The 18,862-nt window shown below is 67.8% G+C and carries 21 protein-coding genes and 2 tRNA genes; 5 read left to right on the top strand and 18 right to left on the bottom strand.

The genetic code is table 11. From position 1 onward, the window contains the following. Together AX702_RS07155 and AX702_RS07150 are read left to right on the top strand one after the other, a co-directional pair. The gene (locus AX702_RS07155; protein ID WP_066778074.1) at window positions 1–1,437 is read left to right on the top strand and encodes an ABC transporter substrate-binding protein; all 1,437 of its coding nucleotides are present in this window, start codon (window positions 1–3) and stop codon (window positions 1,435–1,437) included. A gap of 5 nt (window positions 1,438–1,442) precedes the next feature. Then, a complete protein-coding gene (locus AX702_RS07150) occupies window positions 1,443–1,865 on the top strand; it encodes a DUF4112 domain-containing protein (RefSeq protein WP_066777977.1) in 423 nt (140 codons plus the stop codon). Between the two features lie 30 nt (window positions 1,866–1,895). Here AX702_RS07150 and AX702_RS07145 read toward each other — a convergent pair whose 3' ends face one another. Beyond that, window positions 1,896–2,999: an anhydro-N-acetylmuramic acid kinase gene (locus tag AX702_RS07145; RefSeq protein WP_066777975.1), complete on the bottom strand. Its 1,104-nt coding sequence runs from the start codon at window positions 2,997–2,999 to the stop codon at window positions 1,896–1,898. A 117-nt stretch (window positions 3,000–3,116) separates the two neighbouring features. Between AX702_RS07145 and rimO the strand changes: the two genes are divergently transcribed. Then, the gene (gene rimO / locus AX702_RS07140; protein ID WP_066777972.1) at window positions 3,117–4,445 is read left to right on the top strand and encodes a 30S ribosomal protein S12 methylthiotransferase RimO; all 1,329 of its coding nucleotides are present in this window, start codon (window positions 3,117–3,119) and stop codon (window positions 4,443–4,445) included. Window positions 4,446–4,511: 66 nt separating this feature from the next. After that, window positions 4,512–4,588: transfer RNA gene (locus tag AX702_RS07135), tRNA-Met, on the top strand. A 64-nt stretch (window positions 4,589–4,652) separates the two neighbouring features. Here AX702_RS07135 and AX702_RS07130 read toward each other — a convergent pair. Beyond that, complete coding sequence (locus AX702_RS07130; RefSeq protein ID WP_066777969.1) at window positions 4,653–5,174, bottom strand: 2'-5' RNA ligase family protein; 522 nt, start codon at window positions 5,172–5,174, stop codon at window positions 4,653–4,655. Continuing rightward, window positions 5,171–7,081, bottom strand: a complete 1,911-nt coding sequence (locus AX702_RS07125) for a potassium transporter Kup (protein ID WP_066777966.1) — start codon at window positions 7,079–7,081, stop codon at window positions 5,171–5,173. Before AX702_RS07125 ends, AX702_RS07130 begins: the two co-directional genes overlap by 4 nt. Before the next feature lie 141 nt (window positions 7,082–7,222). Here AX702_RS07125 and AX702_RS07120 point away from each other — a divergent pair, with 141 nt between their 5' ends. Then, window positions 7,223–7,438, top strand: a complete 216-nt coding sequence (locus tag AX702_RS07120; protein ID WP_066778072.1) for a DUF3072 domain-containing protein — start codon at window positions 7,223–7,225, stop codon at window positions 7,436–7,438. 59 nt (window positions 7,439–7,497) lie between these two features. Here AX702_RS07120 and AX702_RS07115 read toward each other — a convergent pair whose 3' ends face one another. The 15 genes from AX702_RS07115 to AX702_RS07045 form a co-directional block, all read right to left on the bottom strand. Further along, complete coding sequence (locus AX702_RS07115) at window positions 7,498–8,133, bottom strand: hypothetical protein (protein WP_066777963.1); 636 nt, start codon at window positions 8,131–8,133, stop codon at window positions 7,498–7,500. Continuing rightward, the gene (gene ccmE, locus AX702_RS07110) at window positions 8,133–8,567 is read right to left on the bottom strand and encodes a cytochrome c maturation protein CcmE (protein WP_066778065.1); all 435 of its coding nucleotides are present in this window, start codon (window positions 8,565–8,567) and stop codon (window positions 8,133–8,135) included. The genes AX702_RS07115 and ccmE overlap by 1 nt, the downstream gene beginning before the upstream one ends. A 106-nt stretch (window positions 8,568–8,673) precedes the next feature. Continuing rightward, a complete protein-coding gene (gene ccmC / locus AX702_RS07105) occupies window positions 8,674–9,399 on the bottom strand; it encodes a heme ABC transporter permease CcmC (RefSeq protein WP_066777960.1) in 726 nt (241 codons plus the stop codon). Between the two features lie 130 nt (window positions 9,400–9,529). Beyond that, on the bottom strand, window positions 9,530–10,579 hold the full coding sequence (locus AX702_RS07100; RefSeq protein ID WP_066777957.1) for a Glu/Leu/Phe/Val family dehydrogenase: 1,050 nt from the start codon (window positions 10,577–10,579) through the stop codon (window positions 9,530–9,532). 20 nt (window positions 10,580–10,599) lie between these two features. Beyond that, window positions 10,600–10,676, bottom strand: a tRNA-His gene (locus tag AX702_RS07095). Window positions 10,677–10,815: 139 nt separating this feature from the next. Next, window positions 10,816–11,547, bottom strand: a complete 732-nt coding sequence (gene gspN / locus AX702_RS07090; RefSeq protein ID WP_066777955.1) for a type II secretion system protein N — start codon at window positions 11,545–11,547, stop codon at window positions 10,816–10,818. Beyond that, window positions 11,544–12,017, bottom strand: a complete 474-nt coding sequence (gene gspM, locus AX702_RS07085; RefSeq protein ID WP_066777951.1) for a type II secretion system protein GspM — start codon at window positions 12,015–12,017, stop codon at window positions 11,544–11,546. Before gspM ends, gspN begins: the two co-directional genes overlap by 4 nt. Next, on the bottom strand, window positions 12,014–13,096 hold the full coding sequence (gspL, locus tag AX702_RS07080) for a type II secretion system protein GspL (protein ID WP_066777948.1): 1,083 nt from the start codon (window positions 13,094–13,096) through the stop codon (window positions 12,014–12,016). Before gspL ends, gspM begins: the two co-directional genes overlap by 4 nt. Further along, window positions 13,093–14,067 carry a type II secretion system minor pseudopilin GspK gene (gene gspK / locus AX702_RS07075; protein ID WP_066777947.1) on the bottom strand — a complete coding sequence of 325 codons (975 nt, stop codon included), beginning with the start codon at window positions 14,065–14,067 and terminating at the stop codon, window positions 13,093–13,095. Before gspK ends, gspL begins: the two co-directional genes overlap by 4 nt. Then, window positions 14,057–14,716, bottom strand: a complete 660-nt coding sequence (gspJ, locus tag AX702_RS07070) for a type II secretion system minor pseudopilin GspJ (protein ID WP_197420518.1) — start codon at window positions 14,714–14,716, stop codon at window positions 14,057–14,059. The genes gspK and gspJ overlap by 11 nt, the downstream gene beginning before the upstream one ends. Then, on the bottom strand, window positions 14,713–15,144 hold the full coding sequence (gspI, locus tag AX702_RS07065; protein WP_082746114.1) for a type II secretion system minor pseudopilin GspI: 432 nt from the start codon (window positions 15,142–15,144) through the stop codon (window positions 14,713–14,715). The genes gspJ and gspI overlap by 4 nt, the downstream gene beginning before the upstream one ends. Beyond that, window positions 15,137–15,625 (bottom strand): GspH/FimT family pseudopilin, encoded by a 489-nt coding sequence (locus AX702_RS07060; protein WP_269450377.1) that lies wholly within the window; start codon window positions 15,623–15,625, stop codon window positions 15,137–15,139. The genes gspI and AX702_RS07060 overlap by 8 nt, the downstream gene beginning before the upstream one ends. A 9-nt stretch (window positions 15,626–15,634) precedes the next feature. After that, on the bottom strand, window positions 15,635–16,075 hold the full coding sequence (gspG, locus tag AX702_RS07055; protein WP_066778052.1) for a type II secretion system major pseudopilin GspG: 441 nt from the start codon (window positions 16,073–16,075) through the stop codon (window positions 15,635–15,637). Window positions 16,076–16,083: 8 nt separating this feature from the next. Then, window positions 16,084–17,307 (bottom strand): type II secretion system inner membrane protein GspF, encoded by a 1,224-nt coding sequence (gene gspF / locus AX702_RS07050; RefSeq protein WP_066777945.1) that lies wholly within the window; start codon window positions 17,305–17,307, stop codon window positions 16,084–16,086. An 82-nt stretch (window positions 17,308–17,389) separates the two neighbouring features. Beyond that, entirely contained in the window at window positions 17,390–18,838 is a 1,449-nt protein-coding gene (locus tag AX702_RS07045) for a GspE/PulE family protein (protein WP_269450379.1), read from the bottom strand. Window positions 18,839–18,862: the final 24 nt, after the last annotated feature.

The raw sequence follows: 18,862 nt of genomic DNA, 5'->3' as shown, positions 1-18,862 counted from the left end.
ATGCTTGCGCTGGCCGTGGCGACGGCCGGATGCGAACGCCGGCCGGATGTCGGCGCGGTGATCGTCAGCGCCAATGGCGCGGAACCCGAACTGTCGCTTGCGCCGATTGACGATAACGACATGGCGCGCCGGCTGCTCACCGACAGCGTCGCGCAGGGCCTCGTCCGGTTCGACGCCGCCGGTCAGATCGTGCCGGGCGTGGCAGCGCGCTGGATCGTCACGGACGAAGGGCGCACCTACATCTTCCGCCTGCGTGATACGCCTTGGGCTGATGGTCGCCCGATGCGGGCCGCGGAGGTGGTTGCGATCCTTCGTCGCCGGCTCCAGCAGCGGGCACGCAATCCGCTGTCCCCCTATCTGACGGCGCTCGACTCGATCGTTGAGATGACGCCGGAGGTGATCCAGATCGAATTGTCCCGGCCGCGCCCGGACCTTCTGAAGCTCTTCGCCCAGCCCGACATGGCCATCGTTCATCCCCGGCGCAGCATCGGCAGCGGCCCGATGCGTATCGTGGGTAAGAGCGGCCAAATCACCAGGCTGCGGCCGATCCCCGATCCCGATCGCGCCGCCGACGAGCAGGAAGAGCCGCAGCCGGAGGATGACGTCCTGCTGATCGCGGAACGTCCCGCCGCCGGGATCGCCCGCTTCTCGGCGCGCCGCTCCGATCTGTTTACCGGCGGCACGATTGCCGAATGGCCGCTTGTTGCCGCTGCCGGGATCGAAAATGCCGATGTCCGGCTTGATCCGGCAGCGGGGCTGTTCGGCCTGGCCGTTTCTCGCCCTGAGGGATTCCTCGCAGCGGCGGAGAACCGGGCGGCGATTGCGCTGGCCATCGATCGCGGCGCTCTGGTGCAGGCGTTCGCGCCCGGCTGGCAGGCAACGGAGGATCTGCTGCCCGCTGCGCTTGATTCCGCGTCTCCGCCGGCCAAGGCGCCATGGCAGGCGGTGGCGGCGCAGGACAGGCAGGCCACGGCCCGCGCACGGGTGGCGGCATGGCGGGAGGCGGGTAATGACACGCCCACCATCCGGATCGCCTTGCCCGCCGGCGCGGGCGGCACGCTGCTCTGGGCCCGTATCGCCGCGGACCTTTACGCCGTCGGCATCCGGCCGGTCCGGGTCGCGCCCGATGACGAAGCGGACCTTCGCCTGATCGATGCCGTTGCGCCGTTCGACAGCGGCCGTTGGTATCTCGGCCATGCGTGCCAGACCTGCAGCGAGGCCGCGACCCAGGCGATCGAGGCTGCCCGCCTCGCCCCTTCCCTGGCCGAACGCGCGCGCGCGATTGCCGCGGCGGATCGGCTGCTGGCGGACGACGTCGCCTTCGTGCCGATCGCCCGGCCGCTGCGCTGGTCGCTGGTGGCGCCACGCCTTCGCACCTGGCAGCCGAATGAACGAGCGTGGCACCCGTTGAATGGGGTTCGCCGCGACCCCAATTGATCTCAATGACCAACGCCGATTTCCGTCCAGCGCCCGATTACATGGCCAGCCTGCCGCTCGGCCGTGATCCGGCCTCCATTCGCCGCCGCGTGGAGGCGATGGAGCAGCTGCTGGAGGGCATGGTCACCGTTCCGGGCCTGAACCGAAAGGTCGGGCTGGACGTGCTGCTCGGCTTCGTTCCGGTGATCGGCGATGCCGTAGCCGCCGCCATGGGCGCCTATATCGTCTGGGAGGCGCGCAATCTGGGCATGAGCAAGCTGCAGCTTACCCGAATGGGCGCGCGCGTCGGCTTCGATGCGCTGCTCGGCCTCGTCCCCATCGTCGGCGACGCTGCCGACTTCTTCTTCCGGTCCAACACCCGCAACCTGAAGACAATCAAGCGCCACCTCGATCGGCACCACCCCGCCACCGTCACCGTCGATCGCTGATCCGTTCCTGCGGCAGCGGCGAACGCCAGCTTACGGCTCGGCGCGGCTTTGCGGTTGGTGGAGCACGCCGCCGGTCATCGGCCCGGGCACGCCGGTTGTGCCCGGGAATGAGATCGGCAGCCCCTTCAGATTCCGCACGGCCATATAGGCGAAGCCCTCCGCCTCGATCGCGTCGCCGTTCCAGCCAAGGGCATCCACCGGCTCCGGATCCAGGCCGATTCTGTCCGAAATCATCCGCAGCATGACTGGGTTGTGCCGGCCGCCGCCCGCGACCAGCAGGCGTTTCGGCCGCTCTGGCAGCAGCAGAAACGCCTCGGCGACGCTCGCGGCGGTGAAGGCGGTCAGCGTCGCGGCGCCGTCCGCTGCGCTCAGGCCGCGCGCTGGCTGGATGGTGAAGTCGTTGCGGTCCAGGGACTTGGGCGCCGGCTGGGCGAAGAAAGGGTGGTCCAGCATCGCGGTCAGCACTGACTCATCGACCCGCCCCGCGGCGGCAAGCGCCCCGCCCGCATCAAACCGTGCGCCCGTCTCCGCTTCCACCCAGCTGTCGATCAGTCCGTTGGCCGGGCCGGTGTCGAACGCGAGCAATGTACCGTCGCTGCCGATCCAGGTGATATTGGCCACGCCGCCGAGGTTCAGCACCGCCAGCGGCCGATCCAGCCCGGCGGTCAGCGCGGCATGATACACCGGCAGAAGGGGCGCGCCCTGCCCGCCCGCGGCGACGTCAGCGCTGCGCAGATCCGCGACCGTCGGAATACCCGTCGCATCGGCAAGCGCCTGGCCATCGCCGATCTGCCACGTCCACCGACGATCCGGCCGGTGCGCGACGGTTTGCCCATGAAAGCCGATCACATCGACCTCGCCCGCCCGCAGCCCTGCGTCGCGCAGCAGCTTCTGCACGGCCAGCACATGGGTTCGGGTGATGAGTTCGGCCGCCGCCATCACTTCGGGGTTGGCGCGCGGCCGTTCAAAGGTCAGCGCCAGCGCCGTCGCCGCCGCCAGTTGCGCCCGCGCGGCATCCGAATAGGCTTCCCCGCGGAACGCGATCGAGCGCACGGATTGCTCGCCGTCCGTTTCGATCAGCGCCGCGTCCACTCCATCGAGTGACGTCCCGGACATCAGCCCGATCGCCAGCATCGCATCACCCCCACGCTACTCCTCGCGCCCCTGCGAGGCGAACCGGGTAGCGCAAGATGATTGATTCGGCGAGCATATGGCAAAACGGCTCGTCCCGCACTATGTGCGCGCGCACTCATGGCAACGCGTCTTCCTTCACCGCCCCGCGTGGGCATGGTGTCGCTCGGCTGTCCCAAGAACCTGGTGGACAGTGAGCGCATCCTCACCCAGCTGCGTGCTGACGGCTATCACATGTCTCCCGATTATGCGGGTGCGGACGTCGTGCTCGTTAACACCTGCGGCTTTCTCGACTCGGCCAAGGAAGAAAGCCTGGAGGCGATCGGCGAGGCGATCGCGGAGAACGGCCGCGTCATTGTCACCGGCTGCATGGGCAAGGAAGCCGAGGTGATTCGCGCCCGCTTCCCCAACGTGCTCGCGATCACCGGCGCTCATGAATATGAACAGGTGGTCGAAGCGGTGCACGAGGCCGCGCCCGCGAACCTTTCGCCCTATATCGATCTGGTGCCCGACGCCGGGCTGAAGCTGACGCCGCGGCACTACAGCTATCTCAAGATTTCCGAAGGCTGCAATCACCGCTGCTCGTTCTGCATCATCCCGTCGCTGCGGGGTGATCTCGTCAGCCGCCGGCCGGACGCGATCCTGCGCGAGGCGGAGAAGCTGGTCGCGGCGGGCACGAAGGAACTGCTCGTCATCAGCCAGGACACGTCCGCTTATGGGCTGGACCTGCGCCACGCAGCCTATCCGCTGAAGGGCGGCGGCGAGGTGCGGGCGCACATGACCGATCTCGCCCGGGAGCTGGGCCGTATCGCCCCCTGGGTGCGGCTCCACTATGTGTACCCCTATCCGCACGTCGATCAGGTCATCCCGCTGATGGCCGAGGGGCTGGTGCTTCCCTACCTCGACATTCCCTTCCAACACGCCGCACCCAATGTGCTGCGCGCCATGAAGCGACCGGCGAATGACGCAAAGGTCCTCGCCCGGCTGCGCGCCTGGCGAGAGGTCTGCCCGGACATCGCGATCCGCTCGACCTTCGTCGTTGGCTTTCCGGGCGAGACGGAGGCCGATTTCGAGTATCTCCTCGATTGGCTCGACGAAGCCCAGCTCGATCGCGTCGGCGCGTTCCGGTTCGAGCCGGTGGAAGGCGCCAGCGCCAACGCCCTGCCCGATCCGGTGCCCGAGGAGGTGAAGGAAGAACGCTACGCCCGCATCATGGAGCGAACGGCCGCGATCAGCGCTGCCAAGCTTCAGGCGAAGGTCGGCCGCACGCTGCAGGTCATCATCGATTCGGTCGGTGAGGAGGGCGCGTCTGGCCGCTCCTATGCCGATGCGCCGGAGATCGACGGCGAGGTGCACCTGCGTGACGCCGGCCATCTTTCGGAAGGCGATATCGTCAGCGTCACGATCGAGGATGCGGACGAACACGATCTCTTTGGCGTTCCCGCTTGACCCGGGCGAAAGCGCTGCTATCAGGCGCGCCTCGCCCGGCGGAATTGTCGCGGTGAATGCCCTTGGGGCGGAGTAGCTCAGCTGGTTAGAGCAGCGGAATCATAATCCGCGTGTCGGGGGTTCAAGTCCCTCCTCCGCTACCATTTTCCGACAACAGCAACGCCTGATCGCACCCTCGCCGGGGTGGCGCGCCGATGCGCCTGCGCGCTAATCCCGCCGGAAGCGGTGCTGGGAAAGCGGCTCCCAAGGCCCCCCGCGATACCACCATGTCGCCAGCCCATCGATGATGAGCGGGCGCGGCCGGAACGCAGCTTTGAGGTCCGCCAGCAGCACCTTTGCCGTTGCTGGCTCCACCTTGTTCTGAACCGTCACATGCGGCCGCCAGCCAGCCTGGTCCTGCGGCGTCAGCAGGCCGGCAAACGCCTCGGCAATCCGCGCGCGCACCGCCTCCAGGCCGGCGCTGTCAATGCGATAGGCAACGCCGCGCCCGAGCGAGAACGGGCCCGCAAGCGCCGCGGCCGGCGCGGGCACGCCGCGCGTTTCCTCTGCCAGCCGCCATTTCAGCTCGTCGGCCGCGCTGGGCGGCAGGTGGTGGAACATCGTCAGATGCGCGGCCAGCACGTTGCGCTCGGGCGGGAAGTGCCGTTGCCGCAGATCGTCGAACCACGCCTGGTCGGACCGCCCGAACACGGCGGTCACGATGATCGGAGCCGGAGGCTGGCCGCTCAAATCTCGATCTGGCTCCCGAGTTCGACCACGCGGTTCGTCGGCAGGCGGAAGAACTCCATCGCGCTTTCCGCATTGCGCAGCATCCACGCGAACAGCTTCTCGCGCCATAGCGCCATGCCCGGATGCGCGGAGGCCAGCAGCGTCTGGCGGGAGAGGAAGAAGCTCGTCTCCATCATCCGGAACTCGCCGCCGCAGCGATCAAAGGACTTGAGCGCCGCCGGGATATCCGGCGATTCCATGAAGCCGTAACGCAGGATCACGCGGTGGAAGCCCTCGCCCAGCGCCTCATGGTTGAACCGGTCCTGCTCCGGGAAGAACGGCATGTCCGTCACCTTCACCGTCAGCAGGATCACGCGATCGTGCAGCACCCGATTGTGCTTCAGATTGTGCAGCAGCGCCGGCGGCACGCCTTCTGGCGTTGAGGTCATGAACACCGCCGTCCCTGACACCCGGGTCGCGCTGTTGGCCGCGGAGCCGATGAACACCTTGATCGGCATCGCGCCCTCGCGCATCCGCTCCAGCATCAGCTTGCGCCCGGTCGCCCAGGTGGTGAGCAGGATGAAGACGATGATCGCCACCAGCAGCGGGAACCAGCCGCCGTCCGGCACCTTCGTCAGGTTCGACGACAGGTACAGGCCATCGATCAGCAGGAAGCTGGCGACGAACGGCAGCACCGCCGCCAGCGGCCAGTGCCAGACGCGCTGGATCAGCACCGCCACCATGCAGGTCGAGATGAACATCGTGCCCGTCACCGCGATGCCATAAGCGGCGGCAAGGTTCGACGATTCCTGAAAGCCCAGGATCAGCAGCAGCACCATCGCCATCAACGCCCAGTTGATCGACGGAATGTAGATCTGCCCGGCCGCCGACGCGCTGGTGTGGTCGATCCGCAACCGCGGCATGAGGCCAAGCTGCACCGCCTGCTGCACCACCGAATAAGCGCCGGTGATCACCGCCTGGCTGGCGATCACGGTCGCCATGGTGGCGAGGATGACCAGAGGCAGGCGCCATTCCTCCGGCGCCATCAGGAAGAACGGGTTCTTGGCGCTGGCCGGGTCAGCCAGCATCAACGCGCCCTGCCCCAGGTAATTGAGCATCAGCGCAGGGAAGACGAACCACAGCCAGGCAAAGGCGATCGGCTTGCGTCCGAAATGCCCCATGTCGGCGTACAGCGCTTCCGCCCCCGTCACTGCCAGCACCACCGAGCCGAGCGCCAGAAACGCCAACGTCCCGTCCGTCGCGGCGAAGCGCACCGCCCATCGCGGATCGAGCGCCAGCAGGATCTCCGGCTGCGCGATCACGTGAATGAGGCCGAGCACCGACAAGGTGATGAAATAGACCACCATGATCGGGCCGAACAACTTGCCGACCCGCGCCGTGCCGACCGACTGGAGATAGAACAGGCCGATCAGGATCGTCACCGCGATGGGGATGACGAAACTGTCGAACGTCTGCTCCACCGTCGCCAGCCCCTCCACAGCGGACAGCACCGACATGGCGGGCGTGATCATGCAATCGCCGAAGAACATGGCCGTTGCGAGCACGCCGAGCATGACGAGGCTCGGCCCCCATCGCTTCCCCGCGCCGCTCCGCCGCTGGATCAGGGCGAGCAGCGCCAGGCTCCCGCCTTCTCCGTTGTTGTCGGCGCGCAGGATGACCATCACGTATTTGAACGTCACGATCAGCACGAGCGACCAGAAGACGAGGCTCAGCACGCCGAAGATGTGGAGCCGGTCCACCGCAAGCGGGTGGTGACCGACAAACACTTCCTTCATCGCGTAAAGCGGGCTGGTGCCGATGTCGCCATAGACGACGCCGATCGCGCCGAGCGCCAGCTTGCCCAGCCCATCACCGTGATGGTGATGTGGCGTGATGGCCGGCGTGACGGGGGGAGCAACTGTGCTCACCGACAGTCAACCAGCGCCAGGTTCAAGGGGAAGAAAACCACCGTCATCCTGTAAAAGCCTGGGCGCGCCTAGCACTTCGCACCTGCGCCGCAAGGGGAACATTACCGGAACGGATGAGTTCCACGTTTGAAGGAGACCGACATGTCGGACAACAACCCCAAGAGTGAGCCGTTCTCGAACGCGGAAAAGGACCCGGACGATTGGACCACTGGCGATGAGCCGATGACGGGCGCGCAGGCCAGCTATCTCAAGACCTTGAGCGAAGAGGCGCATGAGCAGTTCGATGAAGAGCTGACCAAGGCCGAGGCATCGAAACGGATCGATGCGCTTCAGGACAAGACCGGTCGGGGCAAGTAACGGCATCAGGCTGCCGAACGAGCAGATTGACCGGCGGATCCGTCCCGCCCGGTCGGGGACTATCGTCCGGTCTGCTCCACGGCTGCCATATAGCGTTCGAGCACGAGCAACTGGCCGGCGAGCTGCCGCTTATATTCGGTGCCGTCGCGTGACAGCGACACGGCGCGCGCCATCAGCCGCCGCGCCATCGGCAGATCGCCTGCCCGAATATAGGAGATTGCGGCATAATATGGCGGTGCCGGATGCTCGGGCGCTAGCTGCATGGCGCGCCCGAACGCCAGCTTCGCCGCCGGCGATACTTGGTCGCCATCGAGGATCACGAGATTGCTGCCAAGCTGCGTCCACAGGATGAAGCTGCGCGGGATCGCGCGAACGCCGCCCATCACCACCTGCGCTGCGGCACGCCGATCACCGGCGCGCAGCATCGCATCCGACGCGACAAGATAAGCGGTGTCCGCCGTGAACCGGCCCATCAGCCGCTCGCGCAGGATCACGCTTTCCGGTTCCACCGGCACGGGGCTCGCCGCGGGCCTTGCCGGTGCTGCCGCGAGCGCCGGCCGGCCCTGCCAGGCATAGCCGGCGGCGCCGAGGAACAGCGCCGCGCCTGCGAAGGACCAGACCAGCCGCGGCAGCCGAAGCAGCAGCAGGGCGGCAAAGGCCAGCGCGCCGATCACCGCCAGGGCGACATAGCCCATCACTGGTCCAGGCTCTTGGTCTCGTGCATCTTGCCCGCAAGTTCGGGCGGCATGTATTTCTCGTCGTGCTTGGCCAGCAGGTTGGAGGCGATGAACGAACCGTCGCGCTGGAAACGTCCCTCCGCCACCACGCCGGAATTTTCGCGGAACAGGTCCGGCACGATGCCGGCGAAGCTGACCGGCGTCGTCGCTCGTCCGTCCGTGACGCGGAAGTGGACGGTGACGCCATCCGCCGCCCGGACCACCGATCCGCCTGCCACCATCCCGCCAAGGCGAACGGCGCGGCCGGCGACCAGCACTTCCGGGGTAACATCGGACGGCGCATAGAAGAACGCGGCCTGATCCTTCAGGCCGGACAGCGCGAGCAACGCCGCCACGGCAACCGCCAGCAGCGCGGCGCCCGCGAGCCAGAGCCGCTGATGCTTCGCCTTCATCGTCTGTCCTTCTCGGCGCGCCGCATCGCCCATAGGCTCGCCAGCGCGATGATCGCGCATGTGCCCAGCGCCACCGCATAGGCAGCGATAACGAACGGCCAGGCGTTCACGCCGTCGCCCTCCGCCGCAGCCGCGCTTCTGCCTTCGCGATCGCCAGCAGGGCGCGCATCCGCATCAGGACAATGGCCCCGAACAGGAAACTGAAACCGCTCAGCATGATCGGCAGCGGCCAGAGAATGGAGGCGTCGATGGTGGACCGGGTCAGTCCGATGCTCGGCCCCTGGTGCAGCGTGTTCCACCAGATCACGGAATAGCGGATGATGGGCAGCAGCACCGTGCCGGCAATGCCGAACAAAGCCGCGATCCGGCCGTCGCCGCCGCGCTCGCGATCGGCCCGCGCCAGCGCGATATAACCCAGGTACACGAAGAACAGCAGCAGCATGGAGGTCAGTCGGCCGTCCCACTGCCAATAGGTGCCCCACGTCGGGCGTCCCCAGATCGCGCCGGTGATCAGGCAGACTGCGGCAAAGGCCGCGCCCGGCACCGCGATCGCGCGCGCCGCCACGTCGGCCAGCGGATGGCGCCAGACAAGATAGGCGATGCTGGAAAGTGCAATCCCGCTCCATCCGCCCATCCCCAGCCAGGCGGACGGCACGTGAACGTACATGATGCGCACTGATTCGCCCTGCAGGTAATCGGGCGGCGTCTGCGTCAGCCCGGCCCAGCAACCGATCACGATCAGCGCCAGCCCTGCCCAGCCGAGCACGGCGGTCAGCGGTCGCGCGATCTTCAGGAAGCGCGCAGGATTGGCAAGGGCATGAAGCGCGGGCACGATGGTGTTATCCCATATGGGCAAAATCGCCTGTCGTCATCGATTGACTGGCGCGTTCCCCCGCTCCTCTCTCAACAGCAGCCATGGGCCGCGGCGGGCGATCCATGCCGCCCCGCTCACGGCCCAGGGCTCAACCCCGGCCGATCAGTCGCCGCGCGATCCGGTCCGCCACATCCGCTGCGGGATCGCCGCTGGCGTCGCTCTCGTCCCACACCTCGATCAGGCGATCCGGAATGCGGGCGATCCGCGCCTTCACCTCTGCCTCGTCGCCATGGCCCAGATACTCCAGGCCGACGTTGATGATGCCGCCGGCATTGATCACATAATCCGGCGCGAACAGGATGCCGCGCTCATGAACGCGGCGCCCGTCGTCGCGGGTGGCCAGCTGGTTGTTGGCGCCACCGGCGATCACCTTGGCCTTCACCGCTCCGATCGACTGCTCGGTCAGCACCGCGCCAAGCGCATTGGGGCTCACCAGATCGACATCGGCCGACAGGATCTCCTCCGTCGGTACCGTGGTCGCGCCAAGCTCTGCGGCAAGCGCCGCGGCGCGCTCCTTGTTCACATCGGCCAGCGTCAGCACCGCGCCGTCCGCCGCCAGCAGCCGGGCGAGCCCGCCGCCGACCGAGCCGACGCCCTGGATGGCAACCCGCACGCCCTTCATGTCGGTGGCACCCAGGCCGCGCTGCGCCGCTGCTTTCACGCCCAGATAGACGCCAAGCGCCGTGTACGGGCCCGAATCGCCGCCGGCCGCGCCGCTCGCCACCGGCAGGCCGGATACGTAGCGCGTTTCTTCCGAAATCACCTTCATGCGGGCTTCGGACATGCCGACGTCTTCCGCCGTGACATAACGGCCGCCCAGCGATTCGACCGCACGGCCAAACGCGCGCAGCTGCGCCTCGCTGATCGTCGCGCCCGGCGCGTCGGCCAGCACCACGCCCTTGCCACCGCCAAGCTCCAGGCCCGCCATGGCGTTCTTGAAGCTCATGCCGCGCGACAGCCGAAGCGCGTCGGTGATCGCGGCCGTGTGATCGGCATAGTGCCAGAAACGGACGCCGCCCGCTGCCGGCCCAAGCGCCGTGGAATGAACCGCAATTACGGCACGCAGGCCGGATGCAGGATCAGTGAAGAGGTGGACGCCCTCATGGTCGTCAAAGTCGGGGAAGCCCCACGCGGTCATGTCATTCCCGGGGAAAAGAATGGGGCGATCGACGGGACTTGAACCCGCGACCCTCGGTACCACAAACCGATGCTCTAACCAACTGAGCTACGATCGCCGTGAGAAAGCGCGCCCCTACGGCTAGGGGGTCGAGGCGTCAAGGTTCGATCAGCAATTTCCTTCGCGTTTTCGAAGGTTCAGGACGTTTGCGACGGGGATTGCAGGCTGAAACCATCCCGAAAGCGGCCGGGGCCTGCTCAGAAGCGGCCCTCGATTGCCAGTTCCATGCCGCGCTGCGTTTGAATGAAGCCGATCGCTTGCAGCTTGGTGCCAGATGCGGGGTCGGACGGTTGCAGGGTCAGCTCCGCGCGATAGCGCCCGTCGGGCCAGATCCGGATGGTGCTTCCCTCGTTCCCGGCCGCACTCACCAGCGGCAGCAGCAGCGCGCCGGCATCGCACCGCGCATTGCCATTGAGCGCCGCCGGCACGGCGATGCCGCCGATCTCGCTGCCCATGGTGGCGCGCACCCGCCCCTCCGCCTGCTCGCACGTGTCACCGCGAAAGCGGACGCTAACGTCCTGCAAGTCCAGGAGAGTCACCGGAACGGGCCGAAAAGTCCCGCCCACCGGCAGCGAAGCGGTCAGGTCATCGATGCCGAAACTGTGCCGGCTGACCCCGATCGCTCCGGTAAGACGCGACGCCGCTTCCGGCGCGTCGGCCAGCCCCTCCAGATTGACGCGCGCGCGTCCGACGAAGAGCTGTACCGGCGACACTCCGGCCGACAAATCACCCAGCGCGATCCGGCCGAACGACGCTTCGCGCAGCTCTCCCGCCCAAATGCTCCCCGTCACCTCTCGTGCGGTCATGCCCTGCGCTGCCAGCCCGAACCATCCAAGCGCCAGCCGAAGCGGCAGGAAGATGATCAGCGCCGCTACGAAAAGCGCCAGAAACAGCGCGCTCGGCCCCGTGGCCAGTCGGATCCGCCTCATGGCGCCCTTCCCTTCAACGTCAGCGTGGCCGCGACCGTGCCGTCGCCGTTCCCGGTGATGGTGGAGGCGTCCACCAGCAGCCCATCAGCTTCGAGGCCAGCAATCCAGCTCAGCAGTGGGCCCGGGCGCGCCGTGGCGATCCCGATCCTGATCCGGTCGCCGTCGGGCTCCAGATTGGCGAGCACGAAGCCGGATTCGTCGGCACGAGCGCGCACCGCATCGGCCAGCGCGCCCTCCGGCGTGCGCGGACGCCCGCGTTGGATCGCCTTCACCTGCGCGACCTGCGCCTTCACCTCGCCCAGCCGAACCTCGGCACTGGCATGGCGCTGGCGCGTCGATTCGAGCCCATCGCGCACCGGGCGCACGATACCGGCAAACACCAATGTGATCACGAACAGGGCCGCCATCACCACCAGCAGGCGTTGTTCGCGCACGCTGCGGCCGCGAAACCAGGTCAACAAGGCGGTCATGGCAGCGCCACGGTCACGTCGCCGCGAACGCGCTGACCATCCGATTGGAACGTGCTCGCCGTCACTGCAAACCCCGCTTCCCTCAACCGATCGATGAGTTGGTTGGCCTGTGCCTCGCCACTCGCCGCAATCGTCGCGCGCAGCTCGCCCGTCGGTTCGAACGCCACTGCAATCACCTCCGTGCCGTCAACTTCGCGCGTGGCGCTGGTCAATGCCGCAACCGTCGCGCTGAAGCCGGCACCCGGCCCCCGCAGTCGCGACAGCCGCTCGGTGAGCAGGCGTCCCGCATCGCCCTGATCCGCCCCGCGCGGCAGCCCTTCGCGGGCCAGCGCATCGGCCTGCGCCTCCGCCGCATCGGCCGCCATCGCGTAGCGCGCGATCCTGGTCAGATCGATGGCCAGCGTCACCAGCAGGATCATGCCCGCCAGAACCGCCAGCCGGCGTATCAGCGGCCAGTCGATCGCCCGCCGCTTGCGCCTGGCGAACGGGCCCTGGCGAAGGTTCAGCAGCGGCTGCGCCACATTCGCGACGATCGCGGCTTCCACCGCGTCCCGGCCCAGGGTTTCCGGCGAACTGCCGCCGGTGACCAGATCGGTGATCCGCGCCTCATCGGCAAACCCGCTGGTTCGCCCGCGAACCACCGATTGCCCGCCCAGCTCGGCACGAACATATCCTTCGGCTGGCGCTGGCAGCAGCAGCGGAGCCGGCAAGATCACGGCCGGATCGATGCCAAGGCTGGCGAGAGTGCCGAGCCAGTCGCGCATTCGCCCGTTCGCCACCACGCCGATCGGCCGCTCGTCCTCCGCCTCGTCGCCCACGGCCACGTGCAGCCCATCGAGAGGTGCTGCGCTCGCCTCTGCGATCACGATCCGGGCGGCGGCCTGCGCCTGCGCCGGCGACCGGGCCGGAAGGCTGGACCAATGGAGCGTTACCGCATCCGCTGGCGCGATTGCGATCGTCGGATCCGCGCCCGCTTCCGGGGTGCCTTCGCCCCGCCCGGTCACGGCGTCATTCTCCACGCGCAGCCATCGCCAGGGCTGATCGACATGGGCAGGTAGGAAGAGGATCGTCGCGTTCATAGGATTTCGCCCCATTGCCGCGAGACGAGCCGCGCCGGAAGCGTTGTTGCGTCAACCAACGCCCTTTCCTGCAACTCGCTGCCCGCAACGGTAACGTCGATGCGCACGTCGAACCAGGTCGACACGACGCCCGTCTGCTGCTCGGCAAGCGGATCGGTAATGCCGGACGCGGCGAAGATCTTCCAGAAATCCTGCGTGTCCGAAAAGCCGTTGGGCGGGCGGCGCAGCAGGCCCGCGGCCGCCGCCTGCACGCTCAGCGTGTCGGGCAGCAGCATGGCTACCAGCGGCGCCTGCTCAGGGGTGAGCGTGTTGACGTTGATCATCGCCCGCTTCGCCTCTGGCAAAGTGCAGAGCCACGGGCGCAACTTGGCGTAAGCGTCGCTGGTGACGCCGGCGACGGCGCGCAATTCGCTGGGATCGACCATCAGCGTGCCGGCCGTGCGGTAGGGTGTCGCCAGCCCCTGATAGGCGCCATCCTCCGCCCCGGTGCCAAGCGCCAGATCGTCGCTGTCGATCCAGTCGGCCGCCGCGGCAGCGATCCCCTCTCCTCCCGGCACGTTGAGCAATCGGGCGAGGCGCGCCATCTGCGCCACCGCGGTCGGGTCGGCGACATATTTGCCGTCAAGTTCGGTCACCAGGCCATTGAGGTTGAAACAGTTTCCGCCGTCACTCACCCGCAGGACGGCGGCGCCGCCGGGCAAGGGAAGCGTGTACGGCTGGTTGCTCCAGCCGCCCGCCAGCGTGACGCGATCGGGGCTTTGCCGCAGCAATTGCGTGATCCTGCCGGTCGCCAGCGTCTCGGCAGCCAGAGCAAGGCCGCGCGCCTGATCCAGCGCGACCGCGTTGGCGGTCAGCCGCGTCGAGAGGCGCAGGCGTTCCAGTGCGGTCGCCGCCATGACGGCAACGATCGCCACCAGCAGCAATACCGTCAGCAGCGCCGCCCCGCGCTCCCCTTGGCGCTTAGCTCGCATCGGGCGTCTCCGCCGGATTGGGAATCTTCACCACAGGCAGCGCGCCGGTCCCCACCAGGAACAACTGGCGAAAGCTCACGCCGTCCCGCCGTTGCAGCGTCAGTTCCAGCGCTTGTGGCAGAGCCGCGCCCTCGCTGCCGTTCCAGCTGTCGCTCCAGGCGCCGGCGATGCGATAGCGCAGCTTGGCACCGGCAAGTCCGGTCAGCGCGGGCGCGGCCGGCAACGGCTCGGCGCCATCGACCATTGGCCAGGCGATCCGCTGGAACACCCCGTCCGACAGGCGATAGCTCACCTTCTGCAAGGTCGAGCGCGCGTCCGAATCGATGTTACTCCAGCCCGCGCGAACGAAGGTGACGCTGGTCGCGTCTCCGACGAACGCGGGAAAAGTCGTGCCCCGCCCATCGCGGGCAGGACGATTCATCGCCTGAGCGAGATCGGCGGCCATCAACGACGATTGCCGCGCCAGCGCCCCCATGTCGTCCAGCCGCGCGGTGGTCGCGCCCTGCGCCCGCACGCTGAACGCCAGAAGCGCGACGCCCGCCGACGCGATCAGCCCGAAAATCATCAGGGCGACCATCACCTCGACCAGTGTGAAGCCAGCCTCGCCCCGCTCCTGCGGCACCTTGCGTGTGCCCCTGTTCCGCCTCACGACACGGTCGCCGTTGGCGGCTGCGGCCCGCGGATCATGGTCAACCGGCCCAGCGCCCGACCGCCCGTATCCAGCACCGCCACGTCGATGCGCAGAACCTGCGAATCGCCGGTACGTCGCACATCGCGGATCCAGCGCCATGCCCGGCCGCCATTCTGCTCCACGCCGCCCGCCCGACCCAGAGCGGGCGGGCTCGGCGCCGTGATCGCCTCCACGGCCACGTTGCGCGCCACCATCTGCGCCAGCACCGTATCGCTCAGCAGTGCGGTGGAGCGGATCGTCGCGCCCTCCAGCCGGATCAGCGCCAGCGCGGCCAGGCTGAACACCGCCAGCGCCACCATCACTTCGATCAGGGTAAAGCCGCTCGCCCCATTCAGCGGCTGGCGGCAGCGGTCGCGTGCGACGGCCGGCAGATACGGCTCAGCCATTCACCCGCGCGCCCGTCTGATCGCCCACCCTCACCGTGATCCGCGTCCGATCCCGGCGAAGCGACACCTCCAGCATCCGGTCAGCCATGCCGGTCGAGTCGAACGTCACGCGCGCACGTTCCGACAGGATCGCCTGCGTCCCGTCGCTCCATTGCGCAACGCGCAGCGGCTTTTCCGCGATCGCGATCCACTGTCCGCCGCGCCGCTCGTCAAAGCCATAGCCGGCAGGCGTGACCCACACGCTCACCGGTCGCCCGCCGATCACCGCCGCATCGCGGGCCGCCCGGACTCGCGTGGCAAAGCGCGCGCCTTCGTCCACCAGCCGCCCGCGCGGGTCGGGCATGGCGAGCACCGCGGCGGCGGAGGCAAGGCCGATCACGGCGATCACGATCATCAGCTCGACAAGGGTGAAGCCACGCTCCGCCGTCCGCCGACCCACCTTCAGGCGGTCACACAGGCGCAAGGCGGCACGAGCGGCCAACTCCCGTCCTTACTGCCAGGAACCGATGTCGGCGTTGATGCCCTCGCCACCTTCCTGGCCGTCCGCACCATTGCTCCAGATGTCCGCAGCACCGTGCTTGCCCGGCGAAGCATAAAGATAGGCTCGGCCCCAGGGATCGTCCGGCAGCCGCTTGATATAGCCGCCCGCCTGATAGGCCGCGGGATTGGAGAGACCGGCGGGCGCGGTCACCAGTGCCTCCAGCCCCTGCGCGGTTGTCGGATAGCTGTTCTGCTGCAGACGATACATTTCGAGCGCCTGCTCGATTGTGGCAATATCGGCCTTCGCCTTCTGCACCTTCGCCGTGTCGCCCGACGGGATGACGTTCAGCGCCACGATGGTGGCGAGCAGACCGATGATGACGATCACCACCATCAGCTCGACCAGCGTGAAGCCGTTCCTCTTGTTACGCTTTTTCAATTCTTTACGCATGATGTCTCTCATTGCCCGGCAAGCGTGTTGAGCTGCAGGATGGGGAGCAGGATAGATAGCACGATCGTCGCCACGATGCCGCCCATCACCACAATGATGGCCGGCTCCAGCAGCGACATGGCGGTGGCGGTGAAGCGGTCGAATTCGCGCTCCAGGTAATCGGCGGCACGCTCCAGCATCTCGTCCAGCCGCCCGGCCGCTTCGCCGGATGCCGCGAGATAGGTGAGCAAGGGGGGGAACACCGCCGCCCGCCGCATCGCCGATGAAAGGCTGCCACCGCCACGGATCGCCTCCGTGATCTGGTCCGACGCGAGCTTCAGCCGGCGGTTGTGGATCGTGCCCGCAGTCAGCGCCAGTCCCTCCAGCAGTGGCAGGCGGCTGGCCACCATGGTCGCCAGCGTGCGCGCCATGCGCGCTGCATGAAGGTCACGCAGCAACCGCCCCAGCAGCGGAATACGCAGCAGCCAGGTGTCGAATGCCAGGCGAACCGGCGGTTGCCGAAGCGCGACCACGAACCCACCGATCATCAGCGCCATCACCAGCAGCATCAGCCACCACCATCCGACCAGCACGTCGGAGATACCGATCACGATGCGGGTCAGCACCGGCAGCTCCTGTCCGACGGTATCGAACTGCTCCACCACCTGCGGAACAACAAAGATCATCAGGGCCGCCACCACGCCCATGGCGACACAGGCGAGGATCGACGGATAAGCAAGCGCTGTCAGCAGCTTGCCACGTATCTCTGCCTGTCGTTCTAGCAGGGCGGAAAGCCGCTCCAGGATCGCGGGCAGCGTGCCGGAGCTTTCGCCGGCGGCCACCATCGCGCGATACAAAGGCGGAAAGCTCTTCGGCTCCCGCCTCATCGCGTCGGCCAGCCGGCGCCCTTCCACCACGCCTGCGTGAACGGTCTGGACGACGGTGCGCACCTTTTCCTGCTCGGTCTGGCGCGTGATGGTGCGCAGCGATTCCTCCAGCGGCGACACGCGCGAAAGCGTGGCGAGCTGGCGGGTGAACAGGGTAAGCTGCTTGCCCGACATCTTCGGGCGGCCGACCTGCAGGCCGAACAAAGGGCGCCCCCGCGCTGCCGGTGCGCTGCCGGGCTCGATCCGCACCACGTAGAGCCGCCGTCGGCCCAGCACGGCGCGCGCCGCCTCCGCGTCGGCCGCGGCAACATGCCCGCGCGTCTCCTGTCCCCGCGTGTCGATCGCCAGATAGTCGAAGTCAGGCACTGCGCCTCACTCCCGATCGCCGTGCATCGCGCCCGAAGCTGTCACGATGCAGCAAGATGCGGGCACAAGAACCTGTAAACGATCAATCATTGTCTTCCCGCCGCGACACGCGGACGGCTTCCTCGGGAGTCGTGACGCCTTCTTCCACCATCCGCCGGGCCGCCGCGCTCAGCGTCTCGGAACGGGCAAAGGCATGGGCCGATATGGACGCTTCGTCAGCGCCATCATTGATCATCCGCCGCACCGTTTCGTCGATCCGCACCGCCTCGAACACGCCGACGCGTCCCTTGAAGCCGCTGTGGTTGCACTCGGCACAACCAGCGGGTTCAAACACCGTCGCGTCGCGTGCGATGCCCAGCAGCGGCGCCACCGTCTCCCCGGCCGGCAGCGGCCGCCGGCACGCCGGGCACAGCCGCCGCACCAGCCGCTGCGCGATGACCGCGCGCAGCGTGGAGGCCAGCAGAAAAGGCTCCACCTTCATGTCGCGCATGCGCGTAATGGCGCCGATCGCGTCATTGGTGTGCACCGTGGAGAGCACCAGGTGGCCCGTTAGCGACGCCTGCACCGCGATCTCCGCTGTTTCCCGGTCGCGGATCTCGCCCACCATCACGACGTCGGGATCCTGTCGCAGGATCGCCCGCAGGCCCGCGGCAAAGGTCAGCCCCACCTTGGCGTTCACCTGAGTCTGGCCGACCCCTTCCACCGCATATTCGACCGGGTCTTCGACCGTCAGGATGTTGCGGCTGCCGTCGTTCAACAGGCGTAGCGCGGCATATAGCGTCGTGGTCTTGCCGCTGCCGGTCGGCCCGGTGACCAGCACGATGCCATTGGGCTCGTTGACGGCCGCTTCCAGCATCGCGTGCATCGGCCGGGACATGCCCAGGGCATCGAGGTCGATCCCGGCATTGTCCTTGTCCAGAATACGCAGCACGACACGCTCGCCGGCGCGGCTCGGTAGCGTGGAGACGCGCACGTCCAGCAGCTTGCCGCCCAGCGTCAGGCCCATGCGCCCGTCCTGCGGCACCCGGCGCTCGGCAATATCCAGCCGCGCCATCACCTTGATGCGGCTCACCACGACCGGCGCGACATGCGGCGGCATGCGCAGCGTCTCGCGCAGCACGCCATCCACGCGCATCCGCACGACCAAGCCGGTCTCATAGGGCTCGATGTGAATGTCGGACACGCCGTTGCGAGCGGCATCGGCGATCACGCCATTGATCAGCCGGATGGCAGGCGCATCGTCCGCCGTATCCAGCAGGTCTTCAGCCGTGGGAATGCCGTCCGCCAGCAGGTCCAGCTCATCGCCCATGCCTACGGCCGCGAGCGCCGTCGCCTGGCCGTCCATCGCGTAATTGTCACCAAGCAGCCGATCGAACGCCGCCGGCTCCAGCACCGTCACGTCGAACGGACGCCCAAGCACCCGGCGCACTTCGATCAACGCCCTGGGATCCGCGCCTTCCCGCAACGCCACCGCCTCGCCAGACAGCGTCACGCCGAACCTGCGCGCGAAGGCATAAGGCAAAGCGACCAGCGCGGGCTCATTCTCCAGGCCGCT

Source organism: Sphingomonas sp. CCH5-D11 (genome assembly GCF_001557395.1).
Lineage (GTDB): Bacteria > Pseudomonadota > Alphaproteobacteria > Sphingomonadales > Sphingomonadaceae > Sphingomonas.
Note: the sequence above shows the minus strand (reverse complement) of the source record. Positions and strands in the feature narration are given on the sequence as shown.

What these genes read in the sequence shown, in the direction of transcription:
- AX702_RS07115 (WP_066777963.1), bottom strand. Translation starts at nt 8,133, where the DNA reads ATGGGCTATGTCGCCCTGGCGGTGATCGGCGCGCTGGCCTTTGCCGCC.
- AX702_RS07100 (WP_066777957.1), bottom strand. Translation starts at nt 10,579, where the DNA reads ATGACCGCGTGGGGCTTCCCCGACTTTGACGACCATGAGGGCGTCCAC.
- ccmE (WP_066778065.1), bottom strand. Translation starts at nt 8,567, where the DNA reads ATGAAGGCGAAGCATCAGCGGCTCTGGCTCGCGGGCGCCGCGCTGCTG.
- gspG (WP_066778052.1), bottom strand. Translation starts at nt 16,075, where the DNA reads ATGCGTAAAGAATTGAAAAAGCGTAACAAGAGGAACGGCTTCACGCTG.
- AX702_RS07145 (WP_066777975.1), bottom strand. Translation starts at nt 2,999, where the DNA reads ATGCTGGCGATCGGGCTGATGTCCGGGACGTCACTCGATGGAGTGGAC.
- gspK (WP_066777947.1), bottom strand. Translation starts at nt 14,067, where the DNA reads ATGCGAGCTAAGCGCCAAGGGGAGCGCGGGGCGGCGCTGCTGACGGTA.
- gspL (WP_066777948.1), bottom strand. Translation starts at nt 13,096, where the DNA reads ATGAACGCGACGATCCTCTTCCTACCTGCCCATGTCGATCAGCCCTGG.
- rimO (WP_066777972.1), top strand. Translation starts at nt 3,117, where the DNA reads ATGGCAACGCGTCTTCCTTCACCGCCCCGCGTGGGCATGGTGTCGCTC.
- AX702_RS07120 (WP_066778072.1), top strand. Translation starts at nt 7,223, where the DNA reads ATGTCGGACAACAACCCCAAGAGTGAGCCGTTCTCGAACGCGGAAAAG.
- AX702_RS07155 (WP_066778074.1), top strand. Translation starts at nt 1, where the DNA reads ATGCTTGCGCTGGCCGTGGCGACGGCCGGATGCGAACGCCGGCCGGAT.
- gspM (WP_066777951.1), bottom strand. Translation starts at nt 12,017, where the DNA reads ATGACCGCCTTGTTGACCTGGTTTCGCGGCCGCAGCGTGCGCGAACAA.
- gspN (WP_066777955.1), bottom strand. Translation starts at nt 11,547, where the DNA reads ATGAGGCGGATCCGACTGGCCACGGGGCCGAGCGCGCTGTTTCTGGCG.
- AX702_RS07150 (WP_066777977.1), top strand. Translation starts at nt 1,443, where the DNA reads ATGACCAACGCCGATTTCCGTCCAGCGCCCGATTACATGGCCAGCCTG.
- gspI (WP_082746114.1), bottom strand. Translation starts at nt 15,144, where the DNA reads ATGGCTGAGCCGTATCTGCCGGCCGTCGCACGCGACCGCTGCCGCCAG.